18 protein-coding genes and 1 pseudogene are annotated in these 21,128 nt (G+C 64.3%); 3 read left to right on the top strand and 16 right to left on the bottom strand.

What is annotated here, in order from left to right; all coding sequences use genetic code 11:
- Positions 1-15: 15 nt before the first annotated feature.
- From N5D62_RS04040 to N5D62_RS04030, 3 genes are all read left to right on the top strand, one after another.
- Entirely contained in the window at positions 16-702 is a 687-nt protein-coding gene (locus N5D62_RS04040) for a heavy metal response regulator transcription factor (RefSeq protein WP_279756274.1), read from the top strand.
- Entirely contained in the window at positions 699-2,036 is a 1,338-nt protein-coding gene (locus N5D62_RS04035) for a heavy metal sensor histidine kinase (RefSeq protein ID WP_279756273.1), read from the top strand. Before N5D62_RS04040 ends, N5D62_RS04035 begins: the two co-directional genes overlap by 4 nt.
- 121 nt (positions 2,037-2,157) lie before the next feature.
- Positions 2,158-2,577, top strand: coding sequence for a hypothetical protein (locus tag N5D62_RS04030; RefSeq protein WP_279756272.1), 420 nt, complete (start codon positions 2,158-2,160; stop codon positions 2,575-2,577).
- On the opposite strand, the gene N5D62_RS04025 is transcribed toward N5D62_RS04030, so the two are convergent.
- The 16 genes and pseudogenes from N5D62_RS04025 to N5D62_RS03950 all read right to left on the bottom strand — a co-directional run bounded on the left by N5D62_RS04025 (position 2,574) and on the right by N5D62_RS03950 (position 20,885).
- A complete protein-coding gene (locus N5D62_RS04025; protein ID WP_279756271.1) occupies positions 2,574-2,915 on the bottom strand; it encodes a hypothetical protein in 342 nt (113 codons plus the stop codon). The genes N5D62_RS04030 and N5D62_RS04025 overlap by 4 nt on opposite strands.
- A gap of 133 nt (positions 2,916-3,048) precedes the next feature.
- Positions 3,049-4,221, bottom strand: a complete 1,173-nt coding sequence (locus tag N5D62_RS04020) for an MFS transporter (protein WP_088384687.1) — start codon at positions 4,219-4,221, stop codon at positions 3,049-3,051.
- A gap of 13 nt (positions 4,222-4,234) precedes the next feature.
- Complete coding sequence (gene arsN2 / locus N5D62_RS04015) at positions 4,235-6,109, bottom strand: arsenic resistance N-acetyltransferase ArsN2 (RefSeq protein WP_279756269.1); 1,875 nt, start codon at positions 6,107-6,109, stop codon at positions 4,235-4,237.
- Positions 6,100-6,579, bottom strand: coding sequence for a MarR family transcriptional regulator (locus N5D62_RS04010; RefSeq protein ID WP_279756268.1), 480 nt, complete (start codon positions 6,577-6,579; stop codon positions 6,100-6,102). The genes arsN2 and N5D62_RS04010 overlap by 10 nt, the downstream gene beginning before the upstream one ends.
- A 105-nt stretch (positions 6,580-6,684) precedes the next feature.
- Positions 6,685-7,424, bottom strand: a pseudogene (arsH, locus tag N5D62_RS04005) (arsenical resistance protein ArsH).
- Positions 7,399-8,478 carry an ACR3 family arsenite efflux transporter gene (arsB, locus tag N5D62_RS04000; protein WP_279756267.1) on the bottom strand — a complete coding sequence of 360 codons (1,080 nt, stop codon included), beginning with the start codon at positions 8,476-8,478 and terminating at the stop codon, positions 7,399-7,401. Before arsB ends, arsH begins: the two are co-directional and overlap by 26 nt.
- Before the next feature lie 9 nt (positions 8,479-8,487).
- Positions 8,488-8,976, bottom strand: coding sequence for an arsenate reductase ArsC (locus tag N5D62_RS03995; RefSeq protein ID WP_279756266.1), 489 nt, complete (start codon positions 8,974-8,976; stop codon positions 8,488-8,490).
- Positions 8,977-8,979: 3 nt separating this feature from the next.
- Complete coding sequence (locus N5D62_RS03990; protein ID WP_279756265.1) at positions 8,980-9,474, bottom strand: arsenate reductase ArsC; 495 nt, start codon at positions 9,472-9,474, stop codon at positions 8,980-8,982.
- 13 nt (positions 9,475-9,487) lie between these two features.
- Positions 9,488-9,814, bottom strand: coding sequence for a metalloregulator ArsR/SmtB family transcription factor (locus N5D62_RS03985; protein ID WP_279756397.1), 327 nt, complete (start codon positions 9,812-9,814; stop codon positions 9,488-9,490).
- A 162-nt stretch (positions 9,815-9,976) separates the two neighbouring features.
- Positions 9,977-10,111 carry a copper-binding protein gene (locus N5D62_RS03980; protein ID WP_279756264.1) on the bottom strand — a complete coding sequence of 45 codons (135 nt, stop codon included), beginning with the start codon at positions 10,109-10,111 and terminating at the stop codon, positions 9,977-9,979.
- A 231-nt stretch (positions 10,112-10,342) separates the two neighbouring features.
- On the bottom strand, positions 10,343-13,522 hold the full coding sequence (locus N5D62_RS03975; RefSeq protein ID WP_279756263.1) for an efflux RND transporter permease subunit: 3,180 nt from the start codon (positions 13,520-13,522) through the stop codon (positions 10,343-10,345).
- Entirely contained in the window at positions 13,519-15,048 is a 1,530-nt protein-coding gene (locus N5D62_RS03970; protein WP_279756261.1) for an efflux RND transporter periplasmic adaptor subunit, read from the bottom strand. The genes N5D62_RS03975 and N5D62_RS03970 overlap by 4 nt, the downstream gene beginning before the upstream one ends.
- Positions 15,045-16,253, bottom strand: coding sequence for a TolC family protein (locus N5D62_RS03965; RefSeq protein WP_279756260.1), 1,209 nt, complete (start codon positions 16,251-16,253; stop codon positions 15,045-15,047). Before N5D62_RS03965 ends, N5D62_RS03970 begins: the two co-directional genes overlap by 4 nt.
- 99 nt (positions 16,254-16,352) lie before the next feature.
- Complete coding sequence (locus tag N5D62_RS03960; RefSeq protein WP_088384676.1) at positions 16,353-16,736, bottom strand: hypothetical protein; 384 nt, start codon at positions 16,734-16,736, stop codon at positions 16,353-16,355.
- Between the two features lie 60 nt (positions 16,737-16,796).
- Positions 16,797-18,698 (bottom strand): cytochrome c/FTR1 family iron permease, encoded by a 1,902-nt coding sequence (locus N5D62_RS03955; protein ID WP_279756259.1) that lies wholly within the window; start codon positions 18,696-18,698, stop codon positions 16,797-16,799.
- Positions 18,699-18,806: 108 nt separating this feature from the next.
- Positions 18,807-20,885 (bottom strand): heavy metal translocating P-type ATPase, encoded by a 2,079-nt coding sequence (locus N5D62_RS03950; protein WP_347881802.1) that lies wholly within the window; start codon positions 20,883-20,885, stop codon positions 18,807-18,809.
- Between the last annotated feature and the right edge of the window lie 243 nt (positions 20,886-21,128).

Genomic DNA, 21,128 nt, shown 5'->3' with positions numbered 1-21,128 from the left:
CAACGAGATCCGCTCATGAAACTACTGATCGTCGAGGACGAGGAAAAGGCCGCTGAGTACCTCCGCAAGGGGCTCACCGAGGAAGGCTATTCCGTGGAGGTCGCCCACGACGGCGTTGACGGGCTGCACATGGCCTCGGTCAACAGCTACGACTTGCTCATCCTTGACGGGCAGTTGCCGGGCATCGATGGGCTCGCCATGCTGAGCGCGATCCGTCAGAGCAGCGATGTGCCCATTCTGATGGTCACGGCCCGCTCGCGCGTCGAAGATCGCGTCAAGGGCCTGCAAAGCGGCGCTGACGACTACCTCACCAAGCCCTACGCATTCTCCGAACTCGTGGCCCGGGTTCAGGTTCTCCTGCGCCGGCGCACGGGAGGTCGACAGGTGACCGAGGAGTCCGTGTACCGCGTAGCTGATCTGGAGGTGGATCCCATCCGTCGCAAGGTCAGCCGCGCTGGTCAGCGGATTGATCTCACCACCAAGGAGTTCGGTCTCCTCGCGCTGCTGATGCGACGCAAAGGCGAGGTGCTCTCCAGGACAGAGATCGCTGAACAGGTCTGGGACATGAATTTCGACAGTGACACCAACGTGGTGGAGGTGGCCATACGCCGTCTGCGCGTGAAGATTGATCAGCCGTTTGATCGGGCCCTGATCCATACCGTGCGCGGGATGGGGTACGTCATCGAAGACCGACCCGCATGAGCGTCGCAATGCATACGGGAAGCCTTCGGGCACGTCTCCTTCGTCGACTCGCTGTGCAGTCCATGGCGGGGCTCGGCGTCGTGTGCGTGGCGGTGTACGTGGTGATTTTCCTGACGCTCGATCAACGTCAGAACCAGACCCTGAGCATGAAGCGCGAGGCCGTTGAACATCTGCTCAAGGAAGGGCGCGGCGCGCACGACTTGGACAGCGTCCGTCATCTGCTGAACGACTTTCTCGCTGGGCACGACGAGCTCACGCTCAGCGTGGCGGACAACTCGGGCCACATCTTTTTGCCGCCGCAGCGCGCTGCTAGCGCCGACGTCAAGGTCGAGCGATTTCCAGTGCCGCTGCCTCCCGATCTCGGCGGGGCGGGGACCGCCTCGCTTGCCTTCGACCAGAGTAAGGACAAGGAGCTGCTCCTGCGGCTCGCGTGGACGCTCGGTTTTGCGGCCGTTGGGGGCTCCCTGGTGCTGTCTGCAGCTGCGGCATTTGGGGTCAGGCGAGAGCTCGCGCCCCTTCGTGCGCTTGTCAGGCAGACCGCAGCTGTCCGCGCCGACCGTCTGGAGCTGCGACTTGACGGCCGCGACCAGGTCGAAGAGTTGCAGCCGCTGATCGCTCAAACGAACGATCTTCTCGATCGCCTCGCCATCGCCTACAGGCAGATGGAGTCGTTCAACGCTGATGTCGCACACGAGCTGAACAATCCGCTCTCGATCCTCATCAACAGCTGCGACTTCGCGCTCCGGCGTCCCCGCTCGCCCGACGAGCTCAAGGAGACGCTTCAGTCAAACCTCGAGGAGCTTCGTCGCATCGCCAGGATCGTGGCGGACATGCTCTTTCTTGCGAATGCACAGCGAGGCGCTCAGGCCAGCCGCGACGAGGTCACGGAGTTGGCGGAACTCTGTGCAGAGGTGCTGGACTATCACGAAGGCTCCCTGCAGGAAGCGGGCGTTCGCGGCGTCGTGCGCGGGCGTGCCCGAGCCAGCGTGGACACTGGCTTGTTGCAGCGCGCGATCGCCAACCTGGTGGGTAACGCTCGCCGCTACGCGACCCGCGGGACGGAGGTGGTGGTCGAAATCGAGCCACGTGGCAAAGAGATTTATATCGGCGTGATCAACGAGGGTCCGGAGATCCCCGCGGAACACCTGCCAAGGCTCTTCGACCGTTTCTACCGCGTCGACCCTTCCCGCACCGGCGCCAGCAAGAACCATGGCCTTGGCCTCTCCATCGTCGCGGCAATTGCGCGCATGCATGGAGGCAAGGCGATTGCAACTTCCGAGCGCGGCGAGACGCGCATTGGCTTCACGATCTCCTCCAGCGCGGTACCCACTTGATTCAACGCAATACTCTCGTCCTTGATGAGGTCAGCCTCCCACGGCGAGGCCAGAGCGCGGGCCTAGTGGTTCGCGTTCCCCTGTCATGCCTGCCGAAGGTGCGTGCGCGGGAGACCGCACGATGCTGAAGACTGAAGACGAGAGGAGTTCGATCGACACGGGGCTGCGCATGTCTGAGCAGGCGGCCGTTCGAGTGACTAGGGAGCTGCGGGACCTGGACAAGCTGATCCTCACGCTTCCTTCGATGTTGGTGCACAGCAAAGTCGCCACGTTGAAGCGGCAAGCGGAGGCGATGAAGAGGTTGAGCTCAGTGCTGATGCTGACGATTCTTCTGGATCGCCCATTTTCAGAGGTGCTTGATGCGTCCGACGAACTGGCCAGGTCTGTTCGCCCCTTTGTCCAGCTCGCTTCCAAATCGAGGTTGTCGTTGAGCGCTCAGCTCGCCACGAGGCTGCTCTCGGATCTCGGTAATCAGCTGCGTGCAGACTTAGCCACGGCGCTATGCAGCGAGAGTGCCAATCTCATGCGAGACCCAGGCTAGTTGTTGCCTGCAGAAGGCATCTTCTCCTTCAAGAGGATGCTCAGATTGGGGATCACGTTCTCATCGACGTGATCCAGCATGGCCTGCGTAGCATGGTCATCTACGCTGGGCAGATCGATGCCGACTTGTTGAGACCAGATTCGGATCAAGCCAAGGAATATCATCGAGAGGGTTTGGCCATCATCCATGAAGCGCAGCAGGAACATCTTGAGGTTCTGCCTGCCTGCGTCCGTATGAAGGTCCAGGCCGCCCGGCACGTCGAACAAGCGGTGCGCGATGATGTTGCGGCTCTCCAGAAATCGCTCGAAGCGCTCGTCGAATGTCGGGTGTAGGTCCACCCGCTCTCGCAAGATCCGCAGTAGCTGGCCGAGGGTCGCCTTGCTGGGGGTGACCTCGCTTTCGATGCCGTAGATGGGGTTAAGCGCCTAGGGTAATCCCGTGCCAGCGCTGGTCTGCGAGTCGCCGAGTTGTTCAGTTCGCCGTCCGAGGCTGAAGCGACAGAAGGAACAAGCTCGCGAATGCCAGAAGACCAAGGCTGGCCGACAGCACCAGGGCTGCTGCCCCCCAATGGTCTATCGCGCTGCCAAAGGCCCATGGTGCGAGCGCTTGCGCCACTCGTGCCGGAACCATGATGACGCCCTGTCGATGGCCATAGCCTTCAGGACCGAAGACCACCAACGGCAGAGTCCCCTTGGCGATGGTCAAGATACCGTTCCCTGCCCCATGAAGTAACCCGAAAAGCGGTGCTGCGGGCATCCCGAGCACGCCGAGCAATACGACCCCAAGCGGATGCATCACCGAAGCAAGCCTCGCGGACAGCATCGGATGCAAACGACGCAAGAGGCCGAATTCAAGCAGTCTTGCCCCAACCTGGGCCGGTCCGATTAGCGCTCCGACGAGAACCGCCGTCTCAATGCTGGCGCCTCCAGCCTGCAGCACGCGTGGAAGATGAGCCGCCATCGCCGTGCTGATGAACCAGGTCGTCGCGAACACCCATGCGAGCACCAGCGAAGCGCGCAAGGACGACCGTTCGTCGCCGACCGGCGCGGGTGCTTCGTTGGCGGGGCCCTGCGCGGACTCAGCCTCCTTCCGAACCCGAGGAAGCAATGCGTTCAGCGGAAGCCCGGCGCAAAGATGAAGCGCAGCCCAGACGAAGCATGCCGCCCGCCATCCATGGTGCACCTCTAGGTAGGTCGACAGCGGCCAGCCGACTGTGCTGGCGAATCCGGCGAAGAGCGTGACGCCGGTGATGGCGCCGCGGGAGTCGTTCCCCCACAGTCGAACGAGAGCCGCGAAGGCGGCCTCGTATAGGCCGCTCCCCATCCCAATGCCAAGGATCACCCATGCGGCGAACAGCGAGGTCGGTCCAGAAGCGAGCCCGAGGAGCACAAGGCCTAGCGCGAACACCAGATTGGTGGCCATCAGCACCGGCCGACCGCCGACGCGGTCGATGGCCCGGCCGGCTTGCGGTCCCAGCAGTGCCGATACGACCAGCGCCGCGGAGAACGCGGCGAACACCGTCGGGACGGTGACGCCCACATCCCGCGCCATTGGCGCAGCCAGCATGGCCGGCAGGTAGTAGGTCGAGGCCCAGGCCAGGGTCTGGGCCAGCCCCAACGCGACAACGGTGCTCGAACGCCTCATGCTCGTCGCGTGCTCAGCGGCAGCAACGGGAGACGGGAGGCTTTGGCGTCGCTGCTCCTGTGCCGCAGGATGACGGCCCGCAGCCTCCCGCCTTCCCCATCGCGGGCTTCGGCTTCGCAATCGGCGACGGCGCTGAATCCCCGCAGCAGCCAGCACCCGTCGCAGCGACGCCTGGCACGCCAATGCCGCAGACGCCAGTCTCGGGCAGATCGAGTTCCACACGGTCGGCTGCTTCGATGTCGCCGGCAATGGCGGCCACCACGGATCGCGCCTGCTCGAAGCCCGTCGCCATCAGGAAGGTCGGTGCGCGGCCGTAGCTCTTCACTCCGAGCGTGTAGAAGGCTGGTTCTGGATGTGCAAGTTCCCGATGTCCATGGGGACGAACCGTCCCGCAGCTGTGAACGTTCGGGTCAATGAGAGGGCCGAGCGCTTCGGTCGATTCCAGCCAGGGATCGAGCTTGACCCGCAGCTCGCTTGTCAGCGAAAGGTCGGGGCGCTGGCCGGTCGCGCAGATGATTTCATCAACGCCATCCACCTGGACCTGTCGGTCGTCGGCGCTCAACCCGATCACCGTCAGCGCATCGTCCTGCTCGCGAATCTCGGTGATGCGCAGACCGCCGAAGAACGCCAGCTGTCCGGCATCGCGCAGGCGCCGAAGCGATGCGCCGAGCTGCCCGCGAGCAGGGAGCGCGTCGGCATTGCCTCCGCCGAAGACGCGGGTGAGCACAGGCGAGCGCACGGCCCAGGCGAGGCTCGCGCCCGGCACTGTCTTGGCAAGCTCAGCCAGCGCAAGCAGCGCGTTCGCAGCGGAATGCCCAGCGCCGACCACCAGCGTGCGCCGGGCCTCATAACGATGGCGATGCGCACCCAGTACATCAGGGATACCATAGAAGATGCGCGAGGTGGCCTGGGTTTCGCCAATGGCCGGCAAGCCGCTGGCGCCGAGCGGATTGGGCGTGCTCCACGTCCCCGTCGCATCGATGACCGCTCGCGCCCGGAATTCAAGGCGCTCGTCGCCACGTTGGGCGCGGATCACGAAGGCGGCTTGGTCACGACCGGTGCTCTTGACCTTGTCGAAGCCCTCCCTGCTCACCGCCAGCACCTTCGTGCCGAGATGCAGCGCCGCCGCGACCTCGGGCAGCCGTGCGAACGGTCTCAGTACTTGCTCCACGATGTCGCGCGCCAGCGGCAGGCCGTCTGGATCGGGTGCCGTCCAGCCAGTGGGCTTGAGAAGTGCGGCCATCGAGCCGTCGACGTTGTAGCGCCACGGCGAGAACAGCCGAACGTGACCGTACTCCTGCAGGTTGCTTCCCACCTCGCGGCCCGCTTCGAGCACCACGAATGGCAAGCCGCGCTCGATGAGCTTCGCCCCAGCCGCCAGACCAACCGGACCTGCTCCCAGCACCGCGACCGGCAGACCCGGCTCGGGTGTTGTGGCAGCCTGGAGCGACAGGCCCATGAGCGCCGCACTCGCTGGGCAAGCGCCCCGGAACTCGGCGGACGCTTTCAGCGCCTCGGGCGCTTCCTTGGCGTCCAGCCGCCGGAAGCCGAATCGCTCGAAGTACTCCGGCGCGGTGACCGTCAACAGGAAGACGCGGCGGATGCTTCGGCTTCTGGCTTCATCCAGGAAGCGACCGACCAGCGCCTTGCCCACGCCCCGCTCCTGCAGCCCCGGCGAGATCGCGACCGAGCGCAACAGCGCGATGTCTCCATAGATCTCCGCGCCGGCGCTGCCAACGACCTCGCCGTTGGACAGCGCGAGCAGGTACGCGTGCAGATGCTCTTGCGCGCCGTCCAGCGGAAGTTTGTTGGCCTGGAGCAGCGCGGCCAACGCGGGCCAGTCGGTGGGCTTCGCTTGGCGCAGGGTGATGTTCGCGTTCAACAACATGATTTGTCGTCCTTGGCGTCTGGAGGCGGCAGGCAGCACATGGCCGCGTCGTCCTCGCGCAGCGCCTTCATGAGAATTTGCAGTGACTTCTCGACAGCGGTCCGGTCGCGCTCGCTGAGCTTGGCCATCAAGGCTTCGGCGTGACGGTCGAGGGTGGCGTTGAGCTCATGGACCGTGTGTTCGCCGTCGGCGGTGAGCGTGACGAGCCAGCTCCTTGCGTCGGAGGGGTTCGGCTCCTTCGTCACCCAGCCATGCGCGACCATGGCCTCCACCGCACGGGACACCCAGCTCTTCTCCAGACTGACCCGCACGCCAAGCTCGGACAGCGGCAGCGGGCCCGAGCGTCCCAGCTCCGTCAGCAGATGGCACTGCGTGTTGGTGGTGCGGCAGCAGTCGGCGACGACGCGCTGAGCGCGTGTGTACATCCGGGTGACCTCGCGCAGAAGCTCGACAGATAGGCTTTGGCTCATATCGTTGTGAAAGCAACTATTTGGCCGCATGCTAGAAATCGCTCTTTTGGTTGTCAATAGCAACTAGATGACCAAGAGAACGGGGCCGCAGCCCCGCACTCGCGCTCAGATGGCGCTCTGATTGACCCGCTCGGACAGCTTCTCGGCCGTCTCCTTGCGCTCGCTGTACCGGTCGACTAGGTAGTCACCCAAGTCGCGCGTGAGGAGCGTGAACTTGAACAGCTCCTCCATGACGTCGACCACGCGGTCGTAGTACGAGGACGGCTTCATCCGACCTTCCTCGGTGAACTCCGCGTATGCCTTGGCCACCGAGGACTGGTTGGGGATGGTCAGCATCCGCATCCAGCGGCCCAGCACGCGCATCTGGTTGACGGCGTTGAAGCTCTGCGAGCCGCCAGAGACCTGCATCACCGCCAGGGTCTTGCCCTGCGTCGGACGGACAGCGCCGGAATTCAAGGGGATCCAGTCGATCTGGGACTTCATGACGCCCGTCATGGCGCCGTGACGCTCTGGAGAGCACAGACCATGCCCTCCGCCCACGTGGCCAGCTGACGCAGTTCTTGGACCTTCGGATGCGTGTCCGCGGCATCATCGGGAAGCGGGAGACCGGACGGGTCGAAGATCTTGACCTCGCCGCCCATGGCTTCCAGCAAGCGGGCCGCTTCAAAGGTCAAGAGTCGGCTGTACGACCTGGCGCGCAGGGAGCCATAGAGCATCAGGAATCGCGGCCGATGCTCAGACGGCTCGCGCACCGTCAACCGCCCCTGGTCGGGTACATCGAAGAGCTCCGACTCCAAGACCGGGAAGGTCTGGTCCAGTTCAGGCACGCTGCGCTCCTTGTTCATACCAAGCCTGCGAGCGGTTCACGATTGCGACGACGGCGAGCATCACCGGCACCTCGATGAGAACGCCAACGACGGTCGCCAGGGCGGCGCCGGACTGGAAGCCGAAGAGGCTGATGGCCGTTGCCACGGCCAGCTCGAAGAAGTTGCTGGCGCCAATGAGGGCCGACGGGCCTGCGACGCAATGCTGCACACCCATCTTGCGGTTGAGCCAGTAGGCCAGCCCCGAGTTCAGCACCACCTGGATGAGGATGGGTACGGCCAGCAAGGCGATTACCAGCGGCTGCTGGATGATGCGATCCCCCTGGAAGGCGAACAGCAGCACCAGGGTCAACAGAAGCGCCCCGATGGAGCACGGGCCGAGCTTGGCTGCCACAGCTTGGAAGTGGCCGACCCCGCGCTTGAGCAGCAGCTTGCGCCACAGCTGCGACAGGATGACCGGCAAGACGATGTACAGGCCGACCGAGGTCAATAGCGTGTCCCATGGCACCGTGATCGAGGACAGGCCCAGGAGCAGCGCGACGATGGGCGCGAAGGCGACCACCATGATGGCGTCGTTGAGCGCGACCTGAGACAGGGTGAAGTACGGGTCACCTTTGCACAACTGGCTCCAGACGAAGACCATGGCGGTGCACGGCGCCGCGGCCAGCAGGATGAGCCCAGCGATGTAGCTGTCGATCTGGTCTGCTGGCAGCCAGGGGGCGAAGAGCTGGCGCACGAAGATCCAGCCCAGTAGCGCCATCGAGAACGGCTTGACGGCCCAGTTTATGAAGAGTGTGACGCCGATTCCTCGGGCATGGGCTTTCACCTGCCCCAGCGCTGCGAAGTCAATCTTCAGCAGCATCGGAACGATCATCACCCAGATGAGCAGGCCCACCGGGATGTTGACCTGCGCGACTTCGAGAGAGGCAATCGCCTTGAACGCGCCGGGGAAGAGCTGGCCCAGCGCAACGCCGACGACGATGCAAAGGCCAACCCAGACGCTGAGGTAGCGCTCGAAGAAGCTGATGGCAGGCTTGGCAACGGTGGCGGCCGGCTTGAGAGTTGCGATAGTCATGGTCGGGATTCAGGACTTCGAGATGGCATCGAGCGCCTGCTGCAGCTCGGCGTTGGACATGGTCTTCAGCGGCAACTGCGCCAGCTGGAGCATCCGGTAGCCGATGGCCTGCCGCGTCAGTTCGAAGGCCTGAGGCTTGTCGGCCTCTGGCGCGTTCGACGGGTCGGCGTAGCCCCAATGAACCTTGACGGGGCTGCCGGGCCAGTAGGGACACTGCTCAGCCGCAGCGCTGTCGCACACGGTGATGACGACCCGCATCTCGGGCGCGCCATCGGTGACGAACTCGTCCCAACTCTTGCTGCGATAGGCGCTGGTGTCGATGCCGGCCTCGCCCAGCGCCTGGAGGGCATACGGATTGATGCGCCCGCTCGGCGCGCTGCCGGCGCTGAAGCCTTTGATGTCCTTGCCCAGACGCTGGGCCCAATGGTTCAGCATGCCCTCGCTCAGCACGCTTCGCGCCGAGTTGTGGGTGCACAGGATGAGAACGTTGGTGGTCATGGCTCAGCGCGTCCCGATGTCTTTGACTTCCTTGTGGATAGCCATGGCGTCCAGGCTCTGGAGCGGCAAGGACATCATCAGTTCCAGCCGGCGCTTCATCGTGACCGCCGCGGCGCGGAAGGCTTGCTGCTTCGCGTCATCGCTGCCTTCAACGGCAGCCGGATCCGGCATGCCCCAGTGCGCGGTCAGCGGCTGACCGGGCCACACGGGGCAAACCTCGCCAGCAGCCTGGTCGCAGACGGTGAAGACGAAGTCCATCTCGGGAGCGCCCGGCTCAGCGAACTCCTCCCAGCTCTTGCTGCGGAAGCCGTCCGTCGGGATACCCAGCTCGCTCAGTTCCTTGAGAGCCAGCGGATGGACTGCGCCCCTGGGATGGCTACCAGCCGAGAACGCCTGGAAGCGGCCACGCCCCAGGTGGTTCAGCAAGCCCTCGGCAAGGATGGACCGTGCAGAGTTGCCCGTGCAGATGAACAGCACGTTGTAGACCCTCGATGTCATGAAGATTCCTTGTTCAGCAGTCGCAGCTGGATGTAGCCGTTTCCACGGCGCACGACGAGCCATGGCAACAGTTTTCAGTGAGGTAACTCAGCAGGTCGTTCATCTGGGCGTACGCGGCGCGGTAGACCAAATTTCGACTCACCCGCTCCTGCGTTACCAGTCCCGAAGCGACCAGTTCCTTAAGGTGGAACGACAGCGTCGCGGGGGCTACGCCGAGCGCTTGCTGGATGGCACCGGGGGTTAGACCCGTATCGCCCACCACGACGAGCGCGCGGAAGACCTGCAAGCGCAGCGGCTGGGCCAGTGCGCCGAGGGCGCGTACGACATCTGTTGATTCCATATTTAAAGAATACTCGAATCGATGAAACACAGCAACACCTGAGAAATTGATCTGGTGAGATGTCTGGCAGTCCCATTCGAGGACCTCTCAGGCGCGCTTGGTAGGCGCAGTCCGAAGTGCGCCAGGTGCAGGTGCTGGAGCGACTGGAACCGGGGATCCCGGTCAGCGTCGCTTGAGTTCCGTCACCGTTGCCTTGCCCTTGATCACTTCTGCTTGAAATTCGACGAGATGGCCGGCCGTGAGGCCATCGAGCAGCTTCTTGTCGGCGAAGTCGACGCCAATGGTCATGCCCGGCATAGCGAGGTTGGGTATGTCGCCGTGTCGCCGTGTCGCAGGACGATCAATCTTTTGGCCAAGTCGACCTTACGCACCCCACCCAACACCAACGGCATCGCTGCCGAAGCTGCAGCCTTGCTAGACATCGGCATGGCTGTGGAGTTTGAAGCGCCTTACGCCTGCGCATTTGCGCCCAGCAGCGTGATCCGCGCTGCGACAAGCACGTTGTTGGCATTCATCGACAGGATTCCTTCAAAGTTGAGTTGGTTGGAGAGGACGGGAAGTGGCCGACCGGCTTGATATCTCCCCTGCCGACGTACGTCGCCGGCGCAAAAGGTACCAAGCAGCTGGAACCACGAGCATGCTGAGCAGGGGCGCCGTCACCATGCCGCCCACCATGGGGGCGGCAATGCGCCCCATGACCTCCGATCCTGTCCCACCACCCAGCAGGATCGGAAGCAGGCCGGCCATCACCACAGCGACCGTCATCGCCTTGGGACGTACACGAAGGACGGCACCTTCGCGAATTGCCGCGAGCAGCGTGGCTTCGTCGTCCGCTTCGCCGGCCGCCAGGCGCTGCGCGTGGGCGTTTTTGAGGTACACCAGCATCACGACGCCGAACTCCGCCGCCAAGCCGGCCAAGGCGATGAAGCCCACCGCAGTGGCGACAGACACCGCATGTCCAAGTCCCCACACCAGCCAGAAGCCACCGACCAGCGACAGCGGCACCGCCGCCATCACCAGTAGCGCATCACCTGCGGAGCGGAACAAGACGTACAGCAACACAAAGATCACAGCCAACGTCGCCGGTACCACCAGCTTCAGCCGCTGCGTTGCGCGCTCCAGGTATTCGAACTGACCGGACCAAGACAAGGCATACCCGGCCGGCATGACCACCTCTTGTCCAACCGCGGCTTGCATGTCTTGGACGACGGAGCGCAGGTCGCGCCCCCGAACGTCGACGTACACCCAGCCCGACAGCCTGGCGTTCTCGCTGCGCAGCATGGGCGGCCCGTCCGCGACTGTCACACGGGCGACGTCCTGAAGGAGCACGGTGGTCCCCTTGTCTGTCACGAAAGGCAGCTGCCGCAGCCGCTCCAGCGAGTCCCGGATTTCGCGCGGGTAGCGGACATTGATGGGATAGCGCTCGCGCCCGGCCACCACCTCACCGACGTTCTCTCCGCCGATGGCAGTCGAGACGATCGACTGGACCGCCGCCACAGAAAGTCCATACCGCGCCGCAGCCGCGCGGTCGACGTCGATATCGATGTAGCGGCCACCGGTCAGGCGTTCAGCCAAGGCCGACGAAACGCCGGGCAAAGTTTTCACCGCAGCCTCGATCTGCGTCGTCAGTTTGTCCAGCGTGGCCAGGTCAGGGCCGGACACCTTGATGCCGACCGGGCTCTTGATGCCGGTGGCCAGCATGTCGATGCGATTGCGGATGGGTGGAACCCAGACGTTGGACAACCCCGGAACCTTCACGACGCGGTCGAGCTCCTCGACGAGCTTCTCCGGTGTGAGACCCGGCCGCCATTGGGCTCGTGGCCTGAATCGGATCGTAGTCTCGAACATCTCCAGCGGAGCCGGATCGGTCGCCGTGTCGGCGCGGCCGGCCTTGCCGAAGACGCGATCCACTTCGGGTACGGTCTTGATGAGCCGATCCGTCTGCTGCAGCAGTTCCGCGGCCTTGGAGGCGGATATCCCTGGTAGCGCAGACGGCATGTAGAGCAGATCACCTTCGTCCAGTGGCGGCATGAACTCGCCGCCAAGACGCATCAGCGGGATCACGGTGAGCGCCAGCACCAGCGCAGACGCCAGCAGCGTCATCTTGGGGAACCTCAGGACGACCTCCAGCGCCGGTCGGTAGAGCGCGATGAGCAGTCGGTTGATCGGATTGGCGTTCTCCTGCGGGATGCGCCCCCGGATCAGGAAGCCCATCAGCACCGGCACGAGCGTCACGGACAAGCCCGCCGCCGCGGCCATCGCATAGGTCTTCGTCAGCGCCAAAGGCGAGAACAGGCGGCCTTCTTGCGCCTCAAGCGTGAACACCGGCAGAAACGACAGCGTGATCACCAGCAGCGAGAAGAACAGCGCAGGTCCCACCTCCACGGCAGCCTCCGTGATGAGGGCCCACCGCTCGACAACACTGGCAGATCGCCCATGCCGAGCCTCGAAGTGTTCCAAGTGCTTGTGCGCCGCCTCGACCAACACGACACTCGCATCGACCATCGCGCCCAGCGCGATCGCCACGCCGCCCAGGCTCAGGATGTTGGCACTCAGGCCCTGCCAGTGCATCACGATGAAGGCGGTCAGTACGCCGACGGGCAAGGTCACGACTGCGACCAAGGCGGAACGCAGGTGGAACAGGAACACGGCGCAGACGACCGCGACGACAATGAACTCCTCGATGAGCTTGTCGCGCAGATGATCGATGGCGCGGTCAATGAGCGTCGACCGATCGTAGGTTTCCACAATCTCGACGCCTTTTGGCAGGCCAGGCTTGAGCGCCTCGATCTTGGCTTTGACGGCTTCGATCGTGGTTCGGGCGTTCTTGCCGGATCGCATCACGATCACGCCGCCGGCGACCTCACCCTCGCCGTCGAGCTCCGCAATGCCGCGCCGCATCTCGGGACCGACCTGCACGAAAGCGACGTCCCGCAGCATCACCGGCGTCGCCCGCGCCACGCTCACCGGGATGTCGCGGAAGTCGTCTAGCGACCTCAGGAAGCCGCGCGAGCGCACCATGTACTCGCTCTCCGCCAGCTCCACGACGGATCCTCCAGAGGCCTGATTGGCACTGCGCAAGGCGGCCAAGACAGCCTCCTGCGTCACGCCGAGCGCTCGCATGCGGTTTGGGTCTAGGACGACTTGGTACTGCCGGACCATGCCGCCCAAGCTGGACACTTCGGCCACGTCCGGTACTGTCTTGAGCTCGAACTTCAGAAACCAATCGTTGAGCGCGCGCAGCTGCGACAGGTCGTGCGCACCTGTGCGATCGACCAGCGCATATTCGTAAACCCATCCCACGCCGGTCGCGTCCGGGCCTAGCACCGCTGTGGCCCCAGCCGGCAGTCGCCCCTGGACTTGACCAAGCGCTTCGCTCACACGGGACCGGGCCCAGTACGGATCGGTCCGATCATCGAAGAGCACGTAGACGAACGAGTCGCCGAAGAAGCTGTAACCCCTCACCGTTTTGGCGCCGGGCACGCTGAGCATCGTGGTGGTCAGCGGATATGTGACGAGGTCTTCGACGACCTGCGGGGGCTTGCCCGGGTAGCTCGTTCGTACGATCACCTGTGCGTCGGACAGATCGGGGAACGCATCCACCGGCGTGCGCGCGACGGACCAAGCGCCCGCGGCGACCAGCATCGCGGTGGCAATGAGCACCAGGAAGCGATTCCCGATCGACCATCGGATCAGCGCAGCGATCATGGCGCACCACCCATCTTGCGCACCGAGACCAGCTCCCATTGCGTAGAACTGCCTTGTTTGAACTCGAAGTGGACCGTGTCACCGGGCCTCACTCCAGAGAAAGCATTAGGTGCAGGCTTCCCAAAAGCCATGGTCATGGCGGGCCACTTCAGCGCAGCCACAGGGCCGTGTGACAGCGTGATGCTGTCGGCGTCGACGCTCTCAATCGTGCCTTCGGCGGCGTAGGTGCCAGTGGCGACTGGGACGGCCGGTAAGGAGGACGCAGCCGTGGCACTGAGCGTGCTGGGGGTACCAGGCGGGGGGGCCATGCCTCCAAGTGCCGACTTCAGGTTGGCTTCGGAATCGATGAGGAACTGGCCGCTGGCCACGACTTCTTCACCGGGACGCAGGCCCTGCAGGATCTCCACGTCGCCCCCCAGCTCCGAACCGAGCTTCACCTCGCGCCGCTCGAAGGCGCCGCCGTCCTTGCGGGCGATGACCAAGGCCCTGACGCCCGTACGGATGACGGCTTCGGCTGGAATGACCAGGCGCGATGCGGTGGCAGCTGCAATCTTCAATCGCAGCAACATGCCGGGCACCAGTCTGCCGTTCCTGTTGTCGACCTCGAAGCGCGCTTGCAACGTGCGCGTGTCGGCGCTGACCTGCGGCAGGATCTCCTTGAGTTCACCTTCGAAAGTCTGTGCCGCATCGGACTGCAGCGTCGCACTGACCCGTTGACCGCGGACGAGCTGCGCCCCCTGTGCCTCAGGCACCTCGACCACCACCCACACGCGCTCAAGACCTGCGATGCGGAACAGCGTGTTCCCGGGGCTCACCGCTGCACCGTCGCGCACACCGAGCTCCGCCACAACGCCGTCGGCAGGCGCGTCAAGGGTGAAGCGAGCCTGCGCCGTGCCGGCGTCCTCGCTGCGACGCAAGAGCGCTTCGGGGACGGACATGGCTTTGAGGCGATCTCTCGCGGCATCGATAAGTTCCGGCGCGGCGCCGGCGCGCTTAAGCGCGAGGAGCTCGTTTTGCGGCCCCAGCCACTCCGGCGCGAAGATCTTGGCGAGCGGCTGCCCCTTGTGAACGATGGACATGGGCGCTCGCACGAACAGGCGCTCGACGTAGCCAGAGATGCGCGTCTGAACGGCAACGTTGAGTCTTTCGTCGAACTGCACCGCGCCCACTGCGTCAATCGACGACGACACGTCGGTCATCTTCGCCGCGACCATACGGATGCCCAAGTTTTGTTGTACGCCAGCGGAGATCTTGACACCGGCGTCAGCGGCTTCGTCGGCGTACACGGGCACGAGCTGCATGTCCATGAAGGGGGACTTGCCCGGCTTGTCAAAGCGACGTCCCGGCACCATCGGGTCGTGCCAGTACAAGACCTTGCGATCAGCATCGGTGGTGGTGCTTGCCGTTCCTTCACCGAGTCGACCGAGGTCCCTGCTTGGCAAGTTGAGCGCTCGGCCGGCGTAAAAGCCTCCAACTGCCAAGGCGACGCCGATCGCAGCCAGAGTGAGAACTGATGCGCGATTCACGGAAGGTCTCCTTCGCTGATGGCCTTGAAGGCGAGCGACGCCTGTGCTCGGCTCAGATCGCGCTGAAGCGCGAGTAGCTTCCTATCGGCTTCGAGCTCGGCGTGGCGCGCATCGAAGAGCGTCGTGAGCGGCGCCTGATTCGACCGATATGCGGCCAGAGCAACGACCGTGCGTTGCTGTGCCGGGAGAACGACTGACGTTCGATAGCGCTCGACGCGCTCGGCCAACCGAGCGGCTTCTGTGCTGAGCCCCCGGTACTCCGCCACAGCGACTCGAGTCGTCTCGGCAAGCTGGGCCTGAGCCTTCTCCACCAGCGCGAGCTTGGCCGCGAGTTCGCGGTCCTGCCGCTGCGCCGGCGCGATCGCCAGTGGGATGCTCACGCCCACCGAGACCATGTCCGAGTATCCAGATCGCTGCCCGTAACTCACTTCCCACGACCAGTTGGGGCTGCGATTGATCCGGGCCGAGTCTGCCTCCGAACGCGCCATATCGACGTCTCGCTGGGCGGCAACGACGGCTGGATGCCTACTCACATAGGCGTCTTCGCTGGGCGCCGTACAGCCGCCCGCTGCGGCCACGTCATCCACGGGAACGCCCACCCAACGCTCCAACGCGGCGCGGGCGACGTCCAGCTGCTGGCGCGCTTCAGCCGCAGCATCCTCGGCCAAGCCGCGGGCGCTTGCCAGCGCGAGGACCTCTTGGCTGGTCGCGCTGGCTGAGCTCAGACGAGCCCGCGCCGTCTCCAGCTCGTCATGCGCGTGGCGTTCGTCCTGGACGGCTAATCCCAGCGCCGCGCGCGCGAAGTAGACGTCCAGGTAGGCCATGCCGGTCTGTAGTCGGACGTCAGCCAGCGACGCGTGAGTTGCGGCGACCTCTCGATGAACTGCGGCGTCTGCGGCGGCCTGACGTGCGCTGCGCTTGCCTGCGGACACCCATTCCTGCGAGATTCCGACACGCTTCATCGTCATCGAGTCTCGACCGCTGAAACGGTCGCTGCCCGAGATGGGCAAGTTGTCGATCCCGGCGCGCAAGACGGGATCGGGCAACTGGGCGGCGGCGCGAGCCGTTTGCGCGGCGCTGGCAGCACCAGACCTGGCAGCCTGCGCGGCTTGCGACCGCTCGACGGCCAGGCTCAGCGCTTGGTCCAGCGTGAGAGAGTTGCCGCGGCTGTGCAGCGGCAGCAAAGCGACGGCCAGGGCGGCCATGCGCACAATGATTCTTGGGTTCACGAGAGCTCCGAACGAAGGACAGTGTGGCCAGATGGCGGACATGCCGCACCGGCGCCAGTCAATCGACGGAGCTGATCAGACTCGGAGTCTGAGTGTGGAAAGAAAGAGTGGATCGGCTGGTGCCCGATCCTCCGTCGGAGTCAAGCCCCCGACGGGCACGCTAGCGTCGCCACCAACATCGACGCTGACCATCAGCATCGAAACCACGAGCGCAGGCGCAAGCGTTGGCACCTTGACCGCCTCGAACGACTGGGGAGCCCCAGACGAATGCTCCGCGCATAGCGCGGGCTGATCCATGTCCATGCCTTCGCAGGGCACCCCGGACGCCACCATCTCAGCCATGGCCGTCATGTCCTGCTCCTGAGGGCAGACATAGCTCGCCAGCGCCAGCTGCGAGAACAGCAGCGACAGCGCCACGTAGCACGTGACGGTCAGGCGATGAGCAAGGCGTCGCAACATGAGTGGTGAAAGTGTAGCGGCAAGTTCAAAGCCGCCGCAGGCGAATGCCGGACAAGGCTCCTATCGGCCGACGCCCGCAGCTTTCGGGCGCGCATTCCTGAGGAAAAACGCCAGAACAAGCAGAAGCACGGCTGCCTGCGCCGTCAGGCCGATGATTGAGGGATAGACCCCCAGTAGCTCCAGACGCGGCGCGGACAGTGCACTGGGCGCGATCCAGCCAGCCTCTTGCAGTGCGGCCACTCCCTTGCCGGTCAGGACCACGGCCAGGATGGCAACGAGCCAAGAGCTCACGGAAAAGAATATGCCGATGGGGAGCCGAGCGCTGTATCGAAGGAGCAGCACCGTGATGAGCGCCAAGCAGAGTACGCCTACTCCCAAGCCTGCCAGGATCGCGCCGTCATTGCCTTGGCCCCACAGCGCCGCATAGAAGAGGATCGTCTCGAACACCTCGCGGTACACCGCAACGAAGGCGAGTGCGAACATGAAAAAAGCAGAACGGCGGTTCAGCGCCGCGGACATGCGCTCCCGCAGGTACGCCTGCCACTGACCAGCGACGCTCTTCTGGTGCATCCACACTCCCACGCTCAGCAGCACTATCGCCGCGAAGAGGCTCGACAGCCCTTCGGTCACCTCGCGATTAGCTCCGCTGATCGACACCGCGTAGGTTGCGATGGCCCAGGTCACGCCCCCAGCTGCAAGCGCGCCAACCCATCCCGCATGCACGTATGGAAGCACGTCTGGGCGCTTGGCCTGCTTGAGGAAGGCGATCATCGCCACGACTACGAGCAGGGCCTCGATGCCCTCGCGTAGCAAGATCGTCAGGCTCCCGAAGAAGGCCGCGCTGGCATCCGCCCCCGATGCAGCCAGAACCTGGTCCGCTTCAGTGAAGAGTGCATCAATACGCGCAGCGGCTGCTTCAACTTCCACAGCCGGGGCCTTGGACGCGATAAGCGATCGGTACTGCCCCATGGCCACTTCGATCTGATCCTTGAGTGCGCCTTCGCGGGCGGCCAGCGCCTGCTCGTACGGCTCGACGCCATCCAGGTACGAAGACAGGGCCAGTTCAGCGGCATCCTTGAGCTTGCCCGCTTTAAAAGCAGCGACGCTATGGTGCAGTCGCTCGCGCGCCAAGCCGAGATTTGCGCGAGGCGCGGCAAGCGCCTCGGGACGCGCATGCAGATAGGCCATCGTTGCAGCGGCCTGCTCCGCTCCGATGGAGCCAGCAAGCTCCGCTTCCGTCATGCGGACAAAGTGGTCCAAGCCAGCCACTTCGCCTCGGGCCTTCTCCGACTCCTTCCAGAGGCGCTCCCCTTGCTCACGCTGCTTGTCGTCGTGCGCGAAGGTACCCAGGTACATCGCCACCGCCCAGCGCTCGTCCTCTGATAGTTGCCCGAACGCGGGCATCGCCGTACCCGCAATGCCTTGGCTTGCCGCTTGATACAGGGCGAACACGCTGCGCTGGCGAGCTCGACCTTGATCCGTAAATGCGATCGGCCTCGGGTCAAGCTGCTTGGCAAGCGCGCCATCGCCGTTGCCGGAAACGCCGTGGCATGCCGCGCAGCTGGCTGCGTACACTGCAGCGCCAAGCTTCAGGTTGGGCAGCGCGGTTGGTGCCAATGGGACTGGGTAGACCGCAATCAGGTGGTTTGCCAGTGCTTTGGCCAGCCCGCCGACCTTGCTCGCTTCAGACTTGGCGGCGATCTCGGCCTGCAACGCTTCGCTTTCCCGCAACAGCGTCGCGCGCTCGGGCTTGTTCTCTAGCGCGGCAATCTTGTCGTGAGCGGTTTGAGCGAACTCCCTCATCTCGTCGTACTCGGACTGCGCCACGACCTTGCCGTCTTGCACCGCACCCGAGTAATCGACGGCCAAGTAGTCGAGGATCTGCCAGACCCGGCGCACGTCGGCCTCGGCCGCATGTGCCGCGCCGCCTGCCAGGGCGGTGAGGCAGACCAAGGCGGCCATGAGGATCTTCCTGACCAAGTGGAGACCTACACCTGGACTGCCGTGACTGCGACTCATTTTTGTTCCTGAACGAAAAGTTGGCCCGTCTCGCGGGCCTTCAAGATTGCGTTAAGCGCGGGGCGGCTTGAGCAGCCGCAACCCGTTGAACACGACGAGGAGGCTGGCTCCCATGTCCGCAAACACCGCCATCCACATCGAAGCACTGCCGAACACCGCCAAGACGAAGAAAACTGCCTTGATGCCCAGTGCCAGGGTGATGTTCTGCCAGAGCACTGAGTATGTCCGCTTGGAAAGCCGAATGGTTTCAGCAACCTTGCGAAGGTCATCATTCATGATCAGGACGTCGGCCGCTTCCTTCGCGGTGTCCGTGCCAGCGGCGCCCATGGAGAAGCCCACAGAGGCGGCTGCCAGCGAAGGGCTGTCGTTGACTCCGTCGCCGACCATACCCACGTCATTCGCCGCAGCTGTCTCTGTGACCCAGGCCTGTTTATCTTGAGGCAGCAAGTTCGCACACACCTCTTCGACGCCTACTTCATGGCCGATGGCTTTGGCGGTCGCCTCGTTGTCGCCGGTGAGCATGACTGTGCGCACGCCCATGGCCTTGAGCTCGGCGATCGCTTGGCGGCTCGTGTCCTTGGTGGTATCAGCCACGGCGAACAGCGCAAGCACTTGTGTCTCACTGGCGAGCACGGAGAGCGTGCGCCCCTGAGACTCGTGCTTGAGCAGCATGGCTTCCAGTTCGGCGGAGCACTGACCGCGCTCGTGAATCCAGCGATGGTTCCCCAGCACGTAGTCCATGCCGTCAATGGTGCCTCGAACGCCCTTGCCCAGTTCCGCGCCGAAGGCCATCACGTCGAGGGACTCGCCCGGAAGGCCTTCGACGACCGCCTTGGACACTGGGTGATCGGATCTTGCCGCCAAGCTCTTGGCCATGCGCAGCACCGCATCACGCTCCACCACATTGGCAATGATTTCACTGGCCACCAGCTTGGGGCGGCCTTCGGTCAAGGTGCCCGTCTTGTCCAGGCCAAGGACCGCCAGCTTGCGCGCTTGCTCCAGGTAGACGCCGCCTTTGATCAGGATGCCGCGACGCGCCGCGGCGGCCAAGCCGCTCACGACAGTCACCGGGGTGGAGATCACAAGCGCGCATGGGCAGGCAATCACGAGCAACACCAGGGCCTTGTAAAGGGCCGTCAGCCAATCCCAGCCCAACAGCATCGGCGTGCCCAGTGCGATCGCGAGCGCCATCACGAAGACTGAAGGTGTATAGATGGCGGCGAACTTGTCGACAAATCGCTGCGTCGGCGCGCGCTGCCCCTGCGCCTGCTCAACGGCATGGATGATCCGCGCGAGGACCGTGTCGGTTGCCGGATGGGTGACGCGGAACTCCAGCGAGCCGCTTTGATTGATGGTCCCGGCGAACACGTCGTCATCCGGCCCCTTGTCGACAGGCACGCTCTCGCCGGTCACTGGCGACTGGTCCACCGCGCCGTGGCCTGAAGTGACCCGGCCGTCCAGTGCGAATCGTTCGCCCGGTTTGACGCGGACCAGCGCTCCGACCTTGACCACATTAGCCTGCTGAATTGCCCAAGCACCGTCGGATTGCTGCACCTCGGCCTGCGTAGGCGAGAGTGAGAGCAGGCCGGCGATGGCGTTCCTCGCCCGGTCTACCGATCGCGCTTCGATAAGTTCTGCCAACGAGTACAGGGCCATCACCATGGCTGCCTCGGGCCATTGGCCGATGAGGAACGCTCCGATGACCGCAACGCTCATTAGCGCATTGATGTTCAGCTGCCCGCGTAGTAGCGATGAGAACCCCTTTTTGAAGACGGATAGTCCTGAGAGCGCGATCGCTGCCGCCGCGATACCCATGCCGACGGCTTTCCAGCCGAGGGCGTCGGATGCGAAGAAGTGCAAAGCCTCGGCGAGCGCCGCCACAGCCAACGCACCGACAAGCCTCAACAACTCGACGCGCTGAGCTCTCGCGGTGAGCTCAGCCGATGGTGGTTCACTTAGCACCTCCGACTTGAAGCCGTTGGCCAGCAGCGCTTGCATCACAGCTTCCTTGGCTGATGCCGGCGCATCGACCGACAACGTGCGCGCGGGAAGGTCGAACTGCAGTCGTCGCACCGCCTCCAACCCTTCCAGAGCGCGACGAATCTGAGCCTCTTCCGTCGGGCAGTCCATTGCCGGCACACGCAGCAGCAGCCCTTGAAACTCGGCGGCGTTCTCCTGCGCGGCATCGGTGGCGAGCGCCACCGGTGCAGCGCAAGCGCTGGAGCAACAAGAATCGGTGGTAGCGCACGCGTCTACTTGGGCGACTGCGCTGGCCGAGGGCCCGGTGGGCGGATATGTCTCGAAGCCCAATTGGTTGATCGCTGCAATCACGTGCGGCCAGGTCGCTTCAGGCGCGTCAACAGCCAGCCGGCG

Source organism: Mitsuaria sp. GD03876, from assembly GCF_029840635.1.
In the GTDB taxonomy this organism is placed as follows: Bacteria; Pseudomonadota; Gammaproteobacteria; order Burkholderiales; family Burkholderiaceae_C; genus Roseateles.
This window is presented reverse-complemented; position numbering and strand designations above follow the sequence as displayed.